At 58.7% G+C, this 18,017-nt stretch carries 12 protein-coding genes; 7 read left to right on the top strand and 5 right to left on the bottom strand.

All coding sequences use genetic code 11. The features are described 5' to 3' along the window. Nucleotides 1–41: 41 nt before the first annotated feature. Nucleotides 42–2,417 (bottom strand): efflux RND transporter permease subunit, encoded by a 2,376-nt coding sequence (locus ACOZK9_RS21315; RefSeq protein ID WP_058411246.1) that lies wholly within the window; start codon nt 2,415–2,417, stop codon nt 42–44. 15 nt (nt 2,418–2,432) lie between these two features. After that, nucleotides 2,433–3,467 (bottom strand): WD40/YVTN/BNR-like repeat-containing protein, encoded by a 1,035-nt coding sequence (locus tag ACOZK9_RS21310; protein WP_421556516.1) that lies wholly within the window; start codon nt 3,465–3,467, stop codon nt 2,433–2,435. A 336-nt stretch (nt 3,468–3,803) separates the two neighbouring features. On the opposite strand from ACOZK9_RS21310, the gene ACOZK9_RS21305 reads away from it, so the two are divergent. The 3 genes from ACOZK9_RS21305 to ACOZK9_RS21295 all read left to right on the top strand — a co-directional run bounded on the left by ACOZK9_RS21305 (nt 3,804) and on the right by ACOZK9_RS21295 (nt 6,920). Beyond that, a complete protein-coding gene (locus ACOZK9_RS21305) occupies nt 3,804–4,919 on the top strand; it encodes a Gfo/Idh/MocA family protein (protein WP_421556506.1) in 1,116 nt (371 codons plus the stop codon). 320 nt (nt 4,920–5,239) lie between these two features. Next, nucleotides 5,240–6,508: a M57 family metalloprotease gene (locus tag ACOZK9_RS21300; RefSeq protein ID WP_421556505.1), complete on the top strand. Its 1,269-nt coding sequence runs from the start codon at nt 5,240–5,242 to the stop codon at nt 6,506–6,508. Further along, a complete protein-coding gene (locus tag ACOZK9_RS21295) occupies nt 6,453–6,920 on the top strand; it encodes a M10 family metallopeptidase C-terminal domain-containing protein (protein WP_421556515.1) in 468 nt (155 codons plus the stop codon). The genes ACOZK9_RS21300 and ACOZK9_RS21295 overlap by 56 nt, the downstream gene beginning before the upstream one ends. A gap of 61 nt (nt 6,921–6,981) precedes the next feature. On the opposite strand, the gene ACOZK9_RS21290 is transcribed toward ACOZK9_RS21295, so the two are convergent. Continuing rightward, entirely contained in the window at nt 6,982–8,607 is a 1,626-nt protein-coding gene (locus ACOZK9_RS21290) for a methyl-accepting chemotaxis protein (protein ID WP_421556504.1), read from the bottom strand. A gap of 233 nt (nt 8,608–8,840) precedes the next feature. Between ACOZK9_RS21290 and ACOZK9_RS21285 the strand changes: the two genes are divergently transcribed. Together ACOZK9_RS21285 and ACOZK9_RS21280 are read left to right on the top strand one after the other, a co-directional pair. Further along, nucleotides 8,841–10,268: a nucleobase:cation symporter-2 family protein gene (locus ACOZK9_RS21285; protein ID WP_152750770.1), complete on the top strand. Its 1,428-nt coding sequence runs from the start codon at nt 8,841–8,843 to the stop codon at nt 10,266–10,268. Between the two features lie 12 nt (nt 10,269–10,280). Continuing rightward, nucleotides 10,281–10,742, top strand: a complete 462-nt coding sequence (locus tag ACOZK9_RS21280) for an LEA/WHy family protein (protein WP_421556503.1) — start codon at nt 10,281–10,283, stop codon at nt 10,740–10,742. Between the two features lie 148 nt (nt 10,743–10,890). Here the strand turns inward: ACOZK9_RS21280 and ACOZK9_RS21275 are convergent, their stop codons facing one another. Beyond that, nucleotides 10,891–11,145 carry a hypothetical protein gene (locus ACOZK9_RS21275; RefSeq protein ID WP_017848398.1) on the bottom strand — a complete coding sequence of 85 codons (255 nt, stop codon included), beginning with the start codon at nt 11,143–11,145 and terminating at the stop codon, nt 10,891–10,893. Between the two features lie 163 nt (nt 11,146–11,308). Between ACOZK9_RS21275 and ACOZK9_RS21270 the strand changes: the two genes are divergently transcribed. Then, nucleotides 11,309–11,629 carry an ElaB/YgaM/YqjD family protein gene (locus tag ACOZK9_RS21270; protein WP_058411252.1) on the top strand — a complete coding sequence of 107 codons (321 nt, stop codon included), beginning with the start codon at nt 11,309–11,311 and terminating at the stop codon, nt 11,627–11,629. Between the two features lie 32 nt (nt 11,630–11,661). On the opposite strand, the gene ACOZK9_RS21265 is transcribed toward ACOZK9_RS21270, so the two are convergent. Further along, nucleotides 11,662–12,699, bottom strand: a complete 1,038-nt coding sequence (locus ACOZK9_RS21265) for an Ldh family oxidoreductase (protein ID WP_421556502.1) — start codon at nt 12,697–12,699, stop codon at nt 11,662–11,664. A gap of 170 nt (nt 12,700–12,869) precedes the next feature. On the opposite strand from ACOZK9_RS21265, the gene ACOZK9_RS21260 reads away from it, so the two are divergent. Beyond that, on the top strand, nt 12,870–18,014 hold the full coding sequence (locus ACOZK9_RS21260) for a dermonecrotic toxin domain-containing protein (protein WP_421556501.1): 5,145 nt from the start codon (nt 12,870–12,872) through the stop codon (nt 18,012–18,014). Nucleotides 18,015–18,017: the final 3 nt, after the last annotated feature.

Here is an 18,017-nt window from a genome sequence, read left to right as displayed (position 1 = left end):
CGCCGCGGCACAGGCCACGGCGTTTCGGCAACCACACTGGATCAGTGGGCAAACAGCGAATTGCCCTTCTGCCCCGCCAGCTTCTCGGGCTTGATCAAGAACCGCGCCAGCGCCGGCAGCAGCCACAGCGCGCCGAACATGTTCCACAGCAGCATAAAGGTCAGCATCAACCCCATGTCGGCCTGGAACTTGATGGCCGAGAAGATCCACGTGCACACGCCAATGGCCAGGCACAAGCCAGTGAACAGTACGGCTTTACCGGTGGACTTGAGCGTCTGGTAGTACGCCTCTTGCAGCGGCAAACCGGCGCGCAGGAAGCTTTCCAATCGGCTATAGATATAGATGCCGTAGTCCACGCCAATGCCCACGCCCAGCGCCACCACCGGCAAGGTCGCCACCTTGACGCCAATGCCCATGAACGCCATCAGCGCGTTGCCCAGCACCGAGGTCAACACCAGCGGCAGCACGATGCACAGGGTCGCCGCCCAGGAACGGAAGGTGATCATGCACATGGTCGCCACACACAGGTACACCAGAATCAGAATGGTCAGCTCCGACTCTTTGATCACCTCGTTGGTGGCCGCTTCGATCCCGGCATTACCGGCAGCGAGGATAAATTCCAGGCCATCCTTGTTGTTGTCTTTGGCGAAGTCCTGCACCGCATGCACCGCCCGGTCGAGGGTTTCGGCCTTGTGGTCGTTGAGGAATACCAGCACCGGCGCCAGTGAGCAATTGTTGTTGTACAGGCCATCGGCTCGCGCGATGGAGTTGTTCAAAACGTCGGGGTTGCGCGACAGGGTTTCCCATTTCAGGTTGCCCTCGTTCATGCCCTTGATCATCTGCTTGGACACCGTCACCAGCGAGATCGCCGACTGCACGCCCTCGGTGTTCTGCATCTTCCACATCAACTGGTCGATGGGCGCCATCGCTTCATAACGCGAGCAGCCTTCGGCCTTGGTTTTGACCATCACCACCAGCACGTCGGAGCTGGTGGAATAGTTGCTGATGATGAAGTTGTTGTCTTTGTTGTAGCGCGAGTCCGGGCGCAGCTCCGGCGCGCCTTGGTCGAGGTCGCCGATTTTGAGGTGCTGGCTGTACCAGAGGCCACCGCCGAAGGCGAGCAGCGCCAGCACGATGGAGACAGGCGCGACTTTGCGGCTGGCAAAGTTCGACAGCAGGCGCCAGAACGCATGTTCACGGTTCGCGTCTTTTTTGCTCCTGGCGATGGCGCGCTGGCTGATGCCAACATACGAAATCGCCACCGGCAGCAAGATCAGGTTGGTAAACACGATGACTGCCACGCCGATGGACGCGCCGATGGCCAGCTCGCGGATCACGCCGATGTCGATGATCAGCAGCGTGATAAACCCAACGGCGTCAGCCAGAATCGCGATCATGCCCGGCAGGAACAGTTGCCGGAAGGTACGCCGCGCGGCCGTCAGTGCGTTGTCTGCCTCGCTGGATTGCAGGGCGATACCGTTGATCTTCTGCACGCCGTGGGAAATACCAATGGCGAAAATCAGGAACGGCACCAGCATCGAATAGGGGTCGAGCCCGAAGCCGAAGAAGTGCATCAAACCGAGTTGCCAGACCACCGCCACCAGCGTCGTGCTCAACACCGCGATGGTGCTGCGCAGGCAGTTGGTGAACCACAGCAACAGCACCAGCGTGATGACGAAGGCTACGCCGAAGAACAGCACCACCATCACCAAGCCGTCGATCAGGTCGCCGACCTTCTTGGCAAAGCCGACGATGTGGATCTTGACGTTGGGGTTCTGCGCTTCGAACTTGTCGCGGATCTTGTCTTCGAGTTCATGCGAGAACTTGCGATAGTCCAGGGCCAGCAATTTGCCCTGATCCTGCGGGTCGGGGTAAGACTCCAACAGCGGAATGTCGACGATGCTCGATTTGAAGTCGTTGGCCACCAGGCGCCCGACCTGGCCGGACTTGAGCACGTTGTTGCGCAGTTGGTCGAGGCTTTGCGGCGAGCCGTTGTAGCTTTGCGGGATCACTTCACCGCCGGCAAACCCTTCTTCGGTGACTTCGGTCCAGCGCACGCTGGGGCTCCACAGCGACTTGAGCCCCGAACGGTCGACGCCGGAAATGTAGAACACCTCGTCGTTGATCTGGCGCAGGGTCTCCATGTACGCCTGGCTGAAGATGTCACCGTCCTTGGCCTCCACCGAAATGCGTACCGTGTTGCCGAGGTTCGCCAAGTCGTTACGGTGCTCCATCATCTTTTCGATGAAGGGGTGCTTGAGCGGAATCATTTTTTCAAAGCTGGTGGACGGGCGAATCAAGGTCGCCTGCCAGAACAGAAAAACGCTCACCAGCAGGCAGATGACGATGACGGCCGGGCGATTGTTGAAGATCAGGCGCTCAAGAAAGGTCGCTTTATCGTTGTGATGACTGCTCATGCTTGCTCCGCCTTCTTATTGTTTTGTCGGTTCGGCGCCGGTCGGCATGGCGACACGAACACCGCCCTGCCCGACCAGAATCAAGTTGCCATTGCCTGCCGCCGTCACGGCCGAAAGCGAAATACGGTCGGGGCGATTGAACACGCTGAAGGTTTGGCCATCGTCGTGGCTGACCACCACGCTGCCGCCGTTACCGACCACGACAATCGAACCGTCATCGAGCAAGGTCGCCCCCGACAAACCGAACTCCAGGGCGCCGCGTGTCGCGGTCAGTTCAACCTGCTCCCAGGTGCTGCCGAAATCCGTGGAGCGGTAAAGATTGCCACGCAAGCCATAGGCCAACAGGGTCTGCGGTTGCGCGGTGCTGATCACGCCGAACAGCGAGCCCTCGTACGGCCCTTCGAGTTTTTCCCAGGTCTGGCCGTCGTCGCTGGAGCGGAACATGCTGCCCTGTTCACCGACGATAAACAGGCCGGCGTCTTTGATCCGGGCGATGGCGTTGAGGTGGAACTGGTCTTCGTTGTCGAGGCGGTCGCTGACGTCCGCCCAGGTTTTGCCGCCGTCGGTGGTTTCGATCAGCGCACCGTAGGCGCCTACCGCCAAGCCATGGCTGGCGTCGTTGAACCAGATGTCGAGCAACGGCGCTTCGCGTTTGAGGTCTTGGTATTGCTGGGTCCAGGTGGCGCCGCCGTCGGCGCTTGCGAGAATTTGTGCGTCGTGACCAACGGCCCAGCCTTGTTTGGCGTCGACGAAAAACACCGCCGTGAGCAGTTGCCGGGTTGGCACTTTGGCTTGGATCCAGGTACCGCCCTGATCATCGGAATAGAGGATGTGCCCGCGATCACCGACGGCCACCAAGCGAGAGCCTGCGTGGACCACATCGATCATCAGGCCCTTGGCGGCCTTGGGCGATTCAATCGCAAAGGCCGGCGCTGCGCCGGTGTCGCCGGCTGCCAGCACGGGTGTCGACAACACCCCCAGCAGCGAGAGCGCTGTGGCCAGCATCGCAACCCTGCGTGCGGCGCGCGGGCGGCAAACAACCCAACCCATGACAGGCTCACTCATAGACCTTTCTCCCGATTTATTATTGTTAGGTCGTCTTGCCTTTCTGGGCTCTGAAACCTGCAATCTAGAGCGCCTGGAGCAAGCAGGGGCCATCCTATCGGGGTTTCGAATCGTCTGACAATCGGCGCTACGTTATCTTTTGTTAACTGGCGGCTTTTGCCGATGGCCTGAATAGGGTGGCATTACTGCGCTTGATGATCGCTCCGCTGCTTCGCGCGGGAAATATCAGCGATAATGAACTTTTATTCCATATCTTGAATTATGTGAATTTTTATTCCATTAATAGCCCTCTTGAAAACAATAATTCAAAGGACCACGGCTATGCGGGAACTCGGAATCGGCCTGATCGGCACGGGCTTCATGGGGCGCGCCCACGCCCTGGCGTTCAACAATGCCCGCGCGGTATTCGACCTGCCGGTGCAATTGAAACTGGCGGCATTGGCCGATGCCGACACCGAGCGTGCGCAACGCTGTGCCAAGGCGTGGGGCTTTGCCCAGGCCCATGGCGACTGGCAGGCGCTGATCAACGACCCCAAGGTCGACGTGGTGGCCATCACCACACCCAACCACTTGCACTACCCCATGGCGATGGCGGCGATTGCGGCAGGCAAGGCGGTGTATTGCGAGAAACCGCTGGCCGTGAGCCTCGAGCAGGCCGACGCCATGCGCCGCGCCGCCAGTGCGGCGGGTGTGGTGACGCGGGTCGGCTACAACTATCAGCACAACCCGATGATCAGCCTGGCGCGGCAAATGATTGCGAATGGCGAGCTGGGCGAGATCATCAGTTTCCAGGGTGAGTTCAGCGAAGACTTCATGGCCGACCCGGCGTCGCCGTGGTCGTGGCGCTGCGAAGTGGAACATGCCGGGGGCGCTCTGGCGGATTTGGGCAGCCACTTGCTGTCGATGGCGTGCTACTTGGTGGGCGAGGTGCACAGCGTGTGCGCCGACACTCAGACCGTTCACGCCCAACGCCCCGCCACGACGGGCAGCCAAACAACCCGCGCGATTGCCGTGGATGATCAGGTGCATGCGCTACTGCGATTCACCAATGGCGCGCGCGGTACGGTGAGCAGCAGTTGGCTCAAGCATGGCTACAAGAACCACCTGAGTTTTGAGATCAGCGGCACGAAAGGCACGCTGGCGTTCGATCAGGAGCGCCTGAACGAGCTGCGGGTATGCCGCGCCGGCCAGGACGGCTTCCAGCGTCTGCTGGCGGGCCCCGCCCTGCCCGGCTATGCCGCCTTCAGCCCGGCCGCCGGGCATCAACTGGGTTACAACGAGTTGAAGACCCTGGAAGTGCACGAGTTGATCATGGCACTGGCCGGGCAAGGCGCCGAGGGCACCGACTTTGATGCTGCGTGGGCCGTCGAGCGCCTGGCAACCGCGATCCGCCTGGCTGCCTTACAAGAGCGATGGGTCAACGTCAGCGAGCTTTAGGACGCTCGCGTTCCTCCACGTGGTCGGCGTGCACCCCAAGTGTACGCCGCCAAGCATGGGCACATGCGCGTGTCAGGCAGCCGAAAGTTCATGCTCGAGTTTTCTTTAACACAGTAACTTTTCCGTCCTGCCAGACAATAAAATTCCGACACCCTTACACTACACACCTTCCTGGCAAACCTGAAAAAGATTAACCCGCCTATCTCAAAACAATAATTAAGTCACACACAGAAATATACCCTAACTGGCATTCTCTGCAAAAAAGATTACTTTATCGCCTACTTACAACACGTTCTTTTATTATTGTGCCAGGAATTGCCATGCCTCTCACGCCAGCGAATACAGCAGCACGTTTTCACCCCCTCCAACACAATGTTGATAACCCAACAACTCCAATCAAACGTGACGTTCCAACAGCTTCTCTTCCTGGAAATATCGCAACACAGCTCACCCGCGAAAACTATAGAATCAATGATAGAAACGGTGATGGCCAAATAACAGTCGGCTACTCATTCTTAAACGCGTCCGACGCGCAAGCGGCGCACTCTAAAAACGGGGGCGCTCTGGCATTCAGCGAAGCCAGGAAAAAATCATTCAGAAGTTCAATCCGGGCGTGGGAAGATGTGGTGAAGGTCAAGTTTATCGAGAATGCCAAAAATGCCGACGCCTTGGTGGTCGTTCATGGTAATAACGGTGTGGGCGGTTACGCCACACTGCCCACTGACCATAGTAAAAACATGACTATCGGGATCGGCTTGGGCGACAAGAATTCACCTCTGAACTCGTCAATGATTCACGAAATCGGCCATAGCCTGGGGCTGCGGCACCCGACCGGAGAGCACCTCGAAAACAACAAGACCCATACGGCCATGTCTTACAGGACCGATTGGTGGCGGCCCCATGACGAGCGTGGCGTCAGTGTGTCGGACAGCACGTCAACCCCAATGATGCATGACATTACGGCGGGCCAACGCCTCTACGGTGCCAACCAGCATACCCGCACGGGCGATACCACTTACGGCTTCAACTCCAATTCTGAGCGCGATTACTATAGCTTGACCTCCGCCGATGAATTGGCCGCGTTCTGCGTATGGGATAACGGCGGAAACGACACCTTGGATTTTTCTGGTTTCAAGCACAATCAGACGATCAACTTGAACGCCGGGCAGCTTTCGAACGTGGGCGGCAGGGAAGGCAATGTGTCTATCGCCAAAGGCGTTGTTGTGGAAAATGCCATCGGCGGGGACGGGGAAGATCTACTGATCGGCAACCATGTTGGCAATCGCATAACCGGAGGGGCCGGCGGCGACGAGCTTTACGGCGGCGGTAATGCGAATACTTTTGTATACCAAAAGGCCAGCGATTCCACGCTTCAAAGGCCAGACGTACTTCAGGACTTCGTCAGTGGCGTCGATAAAATAGATCTCTCCAGTGTCTTGAAAGAGGCTGGAATTTCTAAGCTGAGTTTTTCCGAAACGCCCCCCGGCGAGGGCGGCAGTATGAGCGATCAGAAAGGCGAGTTGATGCTTGACTATGATCAAAACGTTAAACTGTACAGGTTGGCTCTTAATGTGGGGGGGTGGCGCTGACTCTACAGTAGTGATCCTGAGCAAGAACCCCATACGCCCAAGCGATATATTGACCGATACCCGCTCACACTCTTCGATTGCACCCTTGCCACAACCACAACTGACGCCCCATAAGACTTTTAATTTTGACGCAGTCTCCGACTCCTCTTATATCAACTCCCAGTTGCTCAAGAACTTCACCACGGGAGAGGACAAAATCGATTTGAGCAACTTGAGTAAAAACACTCAGGTCACGTTCAACCGCGTCAATGCTTACACGGGGCGAATTGGCGACACTGTGCTTACACTAAATACAGCAACCAACAGGTACTACATCGGTATTGATATGACGGGAAATCGCAGGACCGACTTTCTGATAAGAAGTACCACGCCGATCAGATGCGAAGATGTTATTGGCGTCCAATTCCAGTAACGCGACGATAGCTAAACGCCCAGGTGGGAGCGGCGCACCGCCGCTCCCGCCCACTCAAGTGTCAGATAACGAACCGCGCGACCATCCCATTCAGGTCCACCGCCAGGCGCGACAGCTCATGGCTGGCCGCGCTGGTCTGGTTGGCGCCTGCCGCCGACTGGGTCGCCAGGTCGCGGATGTTCACCAGGTTGCGGTCCACCTCTCGGGAGACCTGGGCCTGCTCTTCCGACGCACTGGCGATCACCAGGTTGCGCTCGTTGATCAAGCTGATGGACTGCGTGATCTGCTCCAGCGCCACACCCGCGGCGCGCGCCATCTCCAGGGTGCTCTGGGTGCGCTGGTTGCTCTGCTGCATCGACTGCACCGCTTGACCGGTGCCGGTCTGGATGCCGGCGACCATTTTTTCAATCTCCTGGGTCGACTGCGCGGTGCGGTGGGCCAAGGCCCGCACTTCATCGGCGACCACCGCAAAGCCACGTCCGGCTTCACCGGCGCGGGCCGCTTCAATCGCCGCGTTGAGCGCCAATAGGTTGGTCTGTTCGGCAATCGCGCGAATCACGTCGAGTACCTTGCCAATGTCACGGCCTTGAGTCGCCAGGCCTTCGATCATCACCGAGGTGTTTTGTACGTCCTGAGTCATTGTCTGGATCGCGCCGACGGTTTCCACCACGCGGTCGCGGCCTTCACGTGCCGCCTGGTTGGACTGGCTGGAGGCTTCGGAGGTGGACACCGCGTTGCGCGCCACCTCCTCCACCGCAGCGGTCATTTCGTTGACGGCGGTGGCGGCCTGGTCGATTTCGTTGTTCTGTTGTTGCAAGCCTTTGGAGGCCTCTTCGGTGACGGCGCTCAATTCTTCGGCCGCTGATGCCAACTGCGTGGCCGAACCGGCAATGTGTTGGATGGTCTGGCGCAAGTTAGCTTGCATGGCGGCCAACGCGCCGAGCAAGCGCGCCGGCTCATCCTTGCCCTCGTCCTCGATGAGCTTGATCAGGTTGCCGCCGGCGATGGTTTCGGCCGCTTCCACGGCTTTGCGCAGCGGCGTCACGATGCTGCGGGTCAAAAGCCAGGCCAGTAAGACCGTCATCAGTGCCGCCACTACTGACACGATGATGATCCCGGCGACAGCTTGCTGGTAGCTGCGCTCAGCATCCAGACCCGCCTGGTCAGCGTCGGCGCCGTTGATGGCGATCAGCTTGTTCAACTGCTCGCCCATCCGGTCGGTGCCGTCCTTGATGCGCGTATTGATCAGGGTGCGCATCTCTTCGACTTTGTTCTGCTGGGACAGCGACATCATCTCGGCCTGGGCGGCCAAGTAACTGTCGAGGGTCGCGACGAAGGTTTTGTAAAGCGCCGCCTCTTCCGCACCTGCTGGCATGACCGCATAAGCACTCTGGGCTTGTTTGACATTATCGACCAGTACGGCCACACGGGTCTTGGCTTCTTCCAGGGCCGCCGGTTCGCGGTTGGTCAGGATGCGGAAAGACAGAATGCGCAGGCGCAGGACGTTCTCGGTCATGTTGCCGAGAAACTTCACACTGGGTAATTGATTGGTCCCCATGTCCAACGAAGCCTGGCGAATCTGTGTCATGCGGTTGACGGCAAATACGCCAAGGATCACGACCAGCAACGCAACTAACGCAAAACCGAGAAACGCGCGAGGGGCGATATTCAGGTTACGAAGGGACATAGGGATGCTCTCGATAAGTAGAGTTGGCGCGCATCCCTGCCGCGACACGATCAGTCGGCGTCAATGCGCGGCTCTGACCTTTGGGCACCACTGTTGTAATAGTTGTGTGGGCTTAACTACCGCATCGGCAGGTGTGTGGATTTATGCAGGATGTTTCGAAATTTTTTTACGCACTTCTGACAGCCAGCACTTTCTGGCATCCTGCGCGCCCCTTTCCTTCTCGGGCCTGTATTTTGTCTGACGCTCAAACCCCTCGCCCCCGCTATACATCCGACCTGATCTACGGCCTGGAAGACCGCCCGCACTTCACTGCGGCGATTTTTGCGGCTCTGCAACACGTGCTCGCCAGCTTCGTCGGCATCATCACGCCCACCTTGATCGTGGGCGGTGTGCTCGGCCTGGAAAGCGAAGTGCCGTACCTGGTGAGCATGGCGCTGTTTGTGTCGGGCCTCGGCACGTTTGTGCAGGCGCGCACCTTCGGCCCGGTTGGTTCGGGGCTACTGTGCCTACAGGGCACCAGCTTTTCGTTTATCAGCGTGATCCTCAGCGCCGGTTTTATGGTCAAGGCGCGTGGCGGTGGCACTGATGAAATCCTTTCGACGATCTTCGGCGTGTGCTTTTTTGCAGCGTTTGTCGAGGTGCTGCTCAGCCAGTTCATCGGCAAGCTGCGCAAGCTGATCACCCCGGTGGTCACCGGTACGATTATCACCTTGATGGGCTTGTCGCTGATCAAAGTGGCGGTCACCGACATGGCCGGTGGCTTTGGTGCCAGCGACTTGGGCGCGGCGAGCAATATGGGGCTGGCGGCACTGGTGTTGCTGACCATCGTGGTACTCAACCGCTTCAGCAATCCGTTCCTGCGCCTGGGTTCGATCGTGATCGGCTTAAGCGTGGGTTTTGCCGTGGCCTGGTGGATGGGCCGCGTCGACATGGCGGCGCTGCCTCACGTGCCGTTGATCAGCGTGCCGGTGCCGTTCAAATACGGTTTCTCGTTTGACTGGCTGGCGTTTATCCCGGTGGCGGTGATCTTTCTGGTTTCGCCGTTGGAGGCCGCTGGCGACCTGACCGCCAACTCGATGATTTCGCAACAGCCGGTTAAAGGCCCGCTGTATATCAAGCGCATCAAGTCGGGCTTGCTCGCCGACGGCCTCAATTCGGTGATGGCGGCGACCTTCAACAGCCTGCCGATGGTGACCTTCGCCCAGAACAATGGCGTGATCCAGTTGACCGGCGTGGCCAGCCGTTACGTGGCGTATTTTATCGCCGGCCTGCTGGTGCTGCTGGGGCTGTTCCCGATGATCGGCGCGGTGCTGCAACTGATGCCCAAGCCGGTACTCGGCGGTGCCACCCTGATCATGTTCGGCACCGTGGCGGTGGCGGGCATCAAGATCCTCGCCGAAGCCGGGCTGCACCGTCGCAACGTACTGATCGTGGCGATCTCGCTGGGCATGGGCCTCGGCGTGGCCGCCGTGCCGGAGGTGCTGCGCGACCTGCCCAAGGCGCTGCATAACATCTTTGAATCGCCGATCACCGTGGGTGCGTTCTGTGCAATCCTGTTGAACATTTTCCTGCCGGAGGAGTTCATAGCGCTGCAGGAAGATGAATTTGATCCGGAGTCTTCAACCCTTAAGGTCATGCAGGACCCGGACGTCACGCACTAGGAGCACCTTTTTATGCGCAAGCTCATGGTTCTATCGTTATTGCTGCTGACCTTGAGCGCCTGCGCGCTGTTCCCCAACCGCGACCCGGTGAACATTACGGTGGTGGGCATCGAGCCGCTGCAAAGCCAGGACATGGAAGTGCGTTTCGCCGTGAAGTTGCGGGTGCAAAACCCCAATGAAACGGCAATCGACTACAGCGGCCTGGCATTGGACCTGGACGTCAATGGGCGGCCGCTGGCGTCGGGGGTGAGTGATCAAGCAGGTTCTATCCCACGGTTTTCCGAGACTGTGCTGACGGTGCCAGTGAGTGTTTCGGCGTTTTCGGTGTTGCGTCAGACGCTGGGCATTAGCCAGACGCAAAGTTTGAATAATCTGCCGTATGTGCTGCGCGGCAAGCTGGCGGGTGGACTGTTCGGCACGATGCGTTTTGTCGAGCGTGGCACGCTTGATCTGCCAAACACGGCCACTTGGTGATGGGCTTTTGTGGGAGCGGGCTTGCTCGCGATTGCGGTGTATCAGTTGAAAAATATTTATATGACACACCGTAATCGCGAGCAAGCCCGCTCCCACAGAAAGCAAATCTGCTGTGTATGTAAAACCCGCTGACGCGCAGTGGCGTGCTTTATTTAGCCGCGGCCATCAGCTTGTTGACTTCGCTGCGCACCATGTTGGAGAACTCCGGCGGTGACATTCCGTCAAGCTCGGCACGTACCCATTCAGCCCACTTGCCCTTGCGCTTGGCACGCTCGCCGAACAAGCGCGCGGCTTCGCCCTTGGCCTTACCCAGGTTGCTTTGCCACAGGTCATAGAGGCGCGACTTTTCATCTTCCAGCTCGGCACGTTCGGCGAGGGTCTTGTTGGCCAGATTGAAGCTCATGTTGAATTACCTGCTGCACAAATAGGTGACATCTTACACTGTAGGTCGAAATTTCCTGATTCGGATTTTACCCGGTAGCGCGCCTGAGCAAAAAAACTGCAACTTTTGACGCTGCCCGATACTCCATTGTTCACTGTCACATTCACTCGCAAGGAGTCACACAATGGCCCGCAAAACTGCCGCCCAAGCTGTCGAAGAGCAAATCAAGGATCAAGCGTTCAGTGAGCTGACGGCATTGATCGAAGAATCGGACAAGCTGCTCAAAAGCAGCGCTTCGCTGGTAGGCGAAGAAGGCGAAACCTTGCGCGAGCAGGTCGCCATCAAGCTCAAGCAAGCCCTGGAGTCGGTGTCCAGCGTGCGTGAGCGCAGCAAGCCAGTGGTCGACGCCACCGAAACCTATATCGGTGGCCACCCGTGGCAGACCGTGGCCATCTCCGCAGGCTTTGGCCTGGTGGTTGGGCTGTTGCTGGGTCGCCGCAACTGAGCCATTGGGCCGCGCCCCGCGCGCGGCCCGATTTAGCTGATGGCCAGTGCCTGCAATTGCTGAAGACCCTGCGCGTCAACCTCGATGCCTGCTTGCAGCGACTTCGCCCGCGTGCGATGCCGCCGATCCCCCGGTAACCTTCTCAACCCCGCCGCATGCATCTGCCGCACCAGTTCCTGGCTGCGCTCGGCAAAGTTTTGCCCGGCCGTTTTGCTCGGGTCAATCACAATGATTAACTGGCCAGTCCACGGCGTGCGCGCGCCCGGATGGTCGGCCCAGTTGAACTCAAACGAGAAGTTGCCACCGGTCAGTGCCGCAGCCAGCAACTCGACCATCATCGACAGCGCCGAGCCCTTGTGCCCGCCAAATGGCAACAGTGCACCGCCTTCAAGAATCGCTTTGGGGTCTTGGGTCGGCTGGCCGAGGCTATCGACGCCCATGCCGGGCGGCAGCCTCTCACCCTTGCGCGCGGCGATCTGCACGTCGCCATGTGCGATGGCGCTGGTAGCCAAGTCGAACACAATCGGCGGCCCGTCTGCGCGGGGTGCGGCAAACGCGATGGGGTTGGTGCCGAACAGCGGGCGATCGGCGCCATGCGGCACCACGCAGGTCATGCTGTTGACCACACTCAGCGCCACCAACCCTTCTTCGGCGAAAGGTTCGACATCCGGCCACAGCGCGGCAAAATGATGCGAATTGTGAATCGCCAACAGCGCGATGCCGGCACTGCGCGCCTTTTCCACCAGCAGTGAGCGTGCGGCTGCCAGCGCCGGTTGAGCGAAACCATTGCAAGCGTCTACGCGTACGAAACCGCTCGCCACGTCAGTAACCTTCGGCGTGACCTTGCCGTCGACCCAGCCGCTGGCCAGGGTGCTGAGGTAGCCAGGGATTCGGAAGATACCGTGGCTGTGCGCACCATCGCGTTCGGCGCTGGCACAGTTATGCGCCAGGATCGCAGCCACGTCCGGCGAGGTGCCGTGCGCGACGAAAACCCGTTGAAGCAATTGCACAAGCTGGTTGAAGCCGATTGACGTTGAAACCGCGTTGACTGTCGGAGACTGCGCAGACATTTGAAGCTCCGTTTTTATGATTGGCAGGGGCAACGAATGAACATTCAGGCCGTTGATTAAACACCACGCAACGCACCTGCTGTCAACGTGTGCCGGGGCTGATTATTTACCGCCGCCGGCACGTGACGCGTACTTACCCTGTGGTTTCCTGTGCACGATGGAAACACACCATGCTACGCGCCACCCCGCCGTATTTTTTTGACGAATTCGTGCTGCCCATCAGCCGCAAAACCCCGAGCGAGCGAGAACGCGCGCTGGGGCTCACCGTCAAAGATCTTGATTGGCTGCATAACCTGTATTACGCCAGTGACGCAGCCCGCCAGAACACCCAACTGCTGGGGTATCCGATGCGTGTCGAAAGGCTGCTGATCAACGTCGCGGGGCAGCCGCCCATCCCACTCGCCGGCGCCTTTTTGATCAGCCCGACCCCGGACGCTGGCAAAGCGCTTTTTTACACACCCTACGGCGGCATTCAGGTCAGTGACAATCGTGCCTTGCTGCTGGTGGAGGTCACCGAGCAATTGGCGGATGCGGTGCAGCGCTTAGACCTGCTGAGGTTCTTGTCGATTGCCCAGCGCAACACGTTATCCCTTGGCACACCACTAACGTTGACCACCACGGTCGTCGAAGGCGCCGTTATGGAAGACCAGAAGCAGACGCTCCAGGCCTGCCAGCAAGCCAATGTGCAGGCCATGCTTGAGCACCTGCAAAAGACTCCCACGCTGCCCGGCATGCTCGATACGCTGCTCGGCATCATGGCGCGCGCGGACTTCCCAGGCCTGGACCAACGCGATACGCGGGTGAACTGTTTTATACAAAGTGGCGGATACGGCCGTCGACGCTGGGTCGATTCACTGCCATTAAGCGAAGCGCTCTTACAGTTCCATGTGACACATGCCTGGCCCAAGCAACACACTCGCGAGTATACAAACCCCAAGCATGTCACCACTGCCTTCACCCAGCCCCAGTTGAAACACGACCACCAGCGATGGGAAGCGCTGGTCGAAAGAAGCTCCGAGATTCTGTCAAAGCTGCTGGACAGTCTGCTGCAGACTTACTGGAACGAGGACACAGACCACGGGACCTCACGCCTGGAGCTTTTCGCGCACGTCATGGCTGACAAGTTTCGCGTCGATGTGTTGCTCAAGCGCCAAGACCAAATCATCAGCGCCGACGAAAGCCATATGCTCCAGGCAATGTTCATTAGCGACCAGCCTGCTCGCAGCGCCTACGCCAAAAACCTGAGCGTGGAAAAAGTACGTATCCACGCGCCGTATGAGCACTACGTGGAGCTGGCCAGCACGCTGATGATCAGCGAGAGCCGCGCTTACCTTTACACGCAATCGCGCGGGCTACAGGTGCTCAAAGACCTGGATGATCTGAAAGATACTTTATTGAGCATGCTCAAAGCTGCGGGCCACGAAGATGAGCTACTCAACTTCCTGTCCCTGGATGAGCGCAACATTTTTATTGGCCTGAACCAAGTGAACATTGCTGCGCGACCTGTCACGGGCAGCGTTTTTACCGGCATCGTCGAAGACATAGCGCGCAAGCAAATCAACAACATGAACCATGCGTTGGCGCTTTACCGGCGCAGCGATGGCCAGGTCGAGCTGGCACCCCTGCTCGATTGCGCGCTGGATATACGCACAATGCTCGACGATCGCCTGGCGTTGCTGGCGACGGCCGGGCGTTGGACTGTCCACCCCGTGACCAGCGGCAACGGTCGCCCTTCCACGGTAAAGGCCGAGCGCGCCAAGTTGCTGCTTCAGCACCTGCAGGCGGCCGAGGATGCGCTGGCGCTCGAACGCGAAATGCATCCGACATTGCGCAGCATGGTCGCCCTCGCGCTGAACGCGCAGTTGCTAATAAAGCAACAGGAGCTTAATGCGAGTGAGGTGTATATCAACACCTACGCCACGGCTGCCCAAGAGCGCGAAGCGCGCCTGCCGGTGTCATCCATCAGCATGGTTGAACACTTCATCGAGCGCCTGAGCCTTGAAGCCACTGCAGTGCCCGACTCATCCCGAACCTGGTTTTACGGTCCGCGTAGCCAGGGCGAAGCCCTGCAGTTGCACAGCATGACGCTGAAAACCTTCAACGCGATTATCGATCAAGTACTGCTGGTGTTCGCCAAACACTCGATGCGCGAACTTACGCGCTTGTTCCTTGGCAACACACGCGAAAAACATATCCACGCGATGCTCCTTGGGTTGCGCAGCGAGGCGCAACTGCGGCTACTGGGTAAAACCATGATGGCGCGCAGCCAGGACGTTATTGATGCTGTACTCAGGCCCGACAGCCTTGTGCGCTTGACCCGGCACGGTATCAATGGGTTTCTTCCGGACGCCTACGCATTGACACTGGGCACTGGCACGGCCGATACACCTCAGCGCCTTGCCAACCTGTTTGTACTGACTGAGCGCGGCGGAGTAGACCCGCTGCGCTCAGGCCAGGTGGTGCTCTGGACGCCTGGGCGCGGTCACGAGGTGTTTAGCTCGATCCACACCTTGCGCGAGGAGATAGAACAGCGTCTGCAACACCCGATCAAGCGCTTGAGCCTGCTCGAAAACCTGCCGATCGCCCTGCCCGTGCCGCATCAGGTTTATCGATGGGGCGCCCTGCAACGCATTGACGATGACGTACTTAAAAATCGCCTGAGCACCTACAACGACTCTGTGATGGGCGGCGTTGATCAGTTGCTTTCCATGGGGTTGGGCGCACGCGCCCTGCAAGACCGCCTGGACAGCATGATAGAACAGCCCGCGCCGACTAACCTGCCCAGGGCCATGGCGGTGGCCAAGAGCATGATCAATCAGCAGGCCTTGCCGGTATGGTTGGGAATGGCGCCCGCCCAGGACCAGATCCATCAGGCGGAACTTCTTGAGCAATACCACAACAATGCGCCCGAGGAAGAAGATTACCTGCAGGGCATCACGCCCATCCGCGCGCATACGTTCACAGCATTGCTGGCGCTGCTGGATGCACGCTTTCCCGGCCTGGCCCTCAACCCCGATCACATTTTGATCCCCGTTCACCAAGCCCTCGACATCCACGACTACAGCCTGACCGACTTTGCCTTGCGGCACTGGCCCAACCTGGACGCCGAAAACATCCGCCCCCGCTCACGTAGCGCCAGGCCGCTGCCGGACACTCTGAATGCAAGTGCGGTGATTCAAATGGTCCGGCAGTTGGACCTGAAAGCGGCCTACCAGAAGCTGTTGCACAACCAGCTCAACGCCCGAACCGATGAAGGCCACCAACGCCGACGCCTGTTTTGCCGACAATTGCCCTGGCAAACGTTGCAGTTCGCCCACGAGTTAGCGCTGCAAGAACAACTGTCCGCGCAGGCACTGAGTTGGGTCCAGCAGGTTTTCGACATGCCTGACGCCGTGGCCCGCGCCGCAATGGACGGCGCAACGGCAGTGATTCGCCCGCTGGAATTGATTGCGACCGCAGGCGCCACACCCGTCAAGGCAGTGGGCATGTATTTGATAGGGGCTGTAATTGCGCCCTCGGCGCCTTTGGTGCTGTACGCGCCTTACAGCGAAAACCATGTACTCAAGGAGTATGCGGACGAGCAAGCGCTGCTGGATGAAATAGACCGCCCGGGCGAACTTCAGGATTGGCTGATCAGCCAGTTGGAACCCCCCCAACAGGCGGTGTATCGGAACTTGCTGCAAAGCAACCATTATCGCCGCTCCGAGATCGAGCTCGCCGCGTCTACGCTAAGCGGTAACCTGCTTCACCAGTTGTTCGATGACACCCGGCAAATCCTGCTCAAGATGCTGACCTGCCAATTCGAAAACGGCGCCAAGCTGCTGTGGGACAGAGTGATCAGTCTATTGGGCGAGGGTATTCCCACGGCCGTGCAGTTCATGGCCGGCAAACTCGCGTATCCGCTGGTGGTGTGGCGTAGCTATAAGCTGTTCAAGCGCTCAGCTGAAGCGCTGCAGTTACACCAATGGAGGGCTGCCCTGAGGGATTTTATCCTGGGCGTGGCTGAAATGGCCTTCCTGCGCAGTGAGCTTGAGGGGACTGCGAGCCCGCCACCCACAGAAACAGTGGTGTCGCAGGCCGACTTGTCAGACGAAACGCTGCCCACAGCGACAAGCCTGACCACGCTGAATATCACCGCTTCTTCGCGCACTCGGCTACAGCCGTTCGAGGCGCACGACATCGCGCTGAAAGACCTTGAACAGCGTACGCCGGTCTCTGTGTATAAGGACAAGGCGACGTCGAAATACTATGTACCGTTGGCAGGCAAGGTGTACTCGGTCCAGAAAGCCGCACAACATTGGCGCCTGGCCAACGACGAACACACAGGGCCGTGTGTGGGCTGTAACCCACAAGGCAAATGGGTGTTGGACCTTAACCTGCACAACCCGCGTTTCGGCAAAGTGCTGTCACGCATCAAGACGCGAACCGGCGAACGCGAGGCGATTAACATCGAGGCCACGGGCATCCAGGCAATCGCTGCCCTGTCCAGTTGGAAAGCTCAGGTCATCACGGAAGCCTTGAACGTCGCTACTTATTACACCGTCAACTGCAAACGCAACATCGCTCACTTTTCAACGCTGCGCGATCCCAACAGCCGCTTGGGCATTTTTTTAGGCGAAATGTTTGGCGTGATCAGCCTGACCGCTGATCAGCTCAGCAGAATCGAACGGATCGTCGATGGAATACTTGACGCGTTAAGCGACCCCACGTTGACCGGCCCGAACTCCAACCGTTTTGTCAGTGGCACCAGCCGGCTGAATACGCAATTGAGCTACGCCTTCACGCTGCCGGATGACAGGGGGAAAACGCTGTACTTGCTGGATCGGTTCTTTGATCCATGCCTGGATGAGTATCAGAATCGCTTGAACTCACCCTTCGACGTCTCTGCGCATGCGAGAGCTGCGGTGCTCATACATGAATTGACGCATTTAAAGTTCAACACCGAAGACATCGCCTACCTGGACAGCATACGACCTTTCTCTGACCTGGTTAACACCACCAGGCCCGGCGCTTTGGCACTCAAAACAGACATGGACGACCTGAGCACGACGGCGCTGTCCACGCTCACACCGGCGACGATGCTGTTCAAGACGTGGAACACTGTTTCTGCGGCATGGGAAGACTACGGGCTCGCCACTTCAACCCAAGAGATTGGCCGCTCGGTGCTGCACGCCACCGGCGCCCTGGACCTTAACGATGCTCGAAAGATTTTCATGAGCAACCCCGACAAACGCATTGACACCATCTTGACCAATGCCGACTCGGTGACGTTCCTGATTACTCACTTGGGCCGTCAATTGGATTCGGGGGCCTGAACA

It is taken from the genome of Pseudomonas kitaguniensis (assembly GCF_049199985.1).
Lineage (GTDB): Bacteria > Pseudomonadota > Gammaproteobacteria > Pseudomonadales > Pseudomonadaceae > Aquipseudomonas > Aquipseudomonas kitaguniensis.
The sequence above is the reverse complement of the archived record's forward strand: the minus strand, read 5'-3'. Positions and strand labels throughout refer to the sequence as shown.

Excerpts from the sequence above, each read along its gene's own strand:
- ACOZK9_RS21315 (WP_058411246.1), bottom strand. The coding sequence starts at position 2,417 with ATGAGCAGTCATCACAACGATAAAGCGACCTTTCTTGAGCGCCTGATC.
- ACOZK9_RS21310 (WP_421556516.1), bottom strand. The coding sequence starts at position 3,467 with ATGGGTTGGGTTGTTTGCCGCCCGCGCGCCGCACGCAGGGTTGCGATG.
- ACOZK9_RS21305 (WP_421556506.1), top strand. The coding sequence starts at position 3,804 with ATGCGGGAACTCGGAATCGGCCTGATCGGCACGGGCTTCATGGGGCGC.
- ACOZK9_RS21300 (WP_421556505.1), top strand. The coding sequence starts at position 5,240 with ATGCCTCTCACGCCAGCGAATACAGCAGCACGTTTTCACCCCCTCCAA.
- ACOZK9_RS21295 (WP_421556515.1), top strand. The coding sequence starts at position 6,453 with ATGATCAAAACGTTAAACTGTACAGGTTGGCTCTTAATGTGGGGGGGT.
- ACOZK9_RS21290 (WP_421556504.1), bottom strand. The coding sequence starts at position 8,607 with ATGTCCCTTCGTAACCTGAATATCGCCCCTCGCGCGTTTCTCGGTTTT.
- ACOZK9_RS21280 (WP_421556503.1), top strand. The coding sequence starts at position 10,281 with ATGCGCAAGCTCATGGTTCTATCGTTATTGCTGCTGACCTTGAGCGCC.
- ACOZK9_RS21275 (WP_017848398.1), bottom strand. The coding sequence starts at position 11,145 with ATGAGCTTCAATCTGGCCAACAAGACCCTCGCCGAACGTGCCGAGCTG.
- ACOZK9_RS21270 (WP_058411252.1), top strand. The coding sequence starts at position 11,309 with ATGGCCCGCAAAACTGCCGCCCAAGCTGTCGAAGAGCAAATCAAGGAT.
- ACOZK9_RS21265 (WP_421556502.1), bottom strand. The coding sequence starts at position 12,699 with ATGTCTGCGCAGTCTCCGACAGTCAACGCGGTTTCAACGTCAATCGGC.
- ACOZK9_RS21260 (WP_421556501.1), top strand. The coding sequence starts at position 12,870 with ATGCTACGCGCCACCCCGCCGTATTTTTTTGACGAATTCGTGCTGCCC.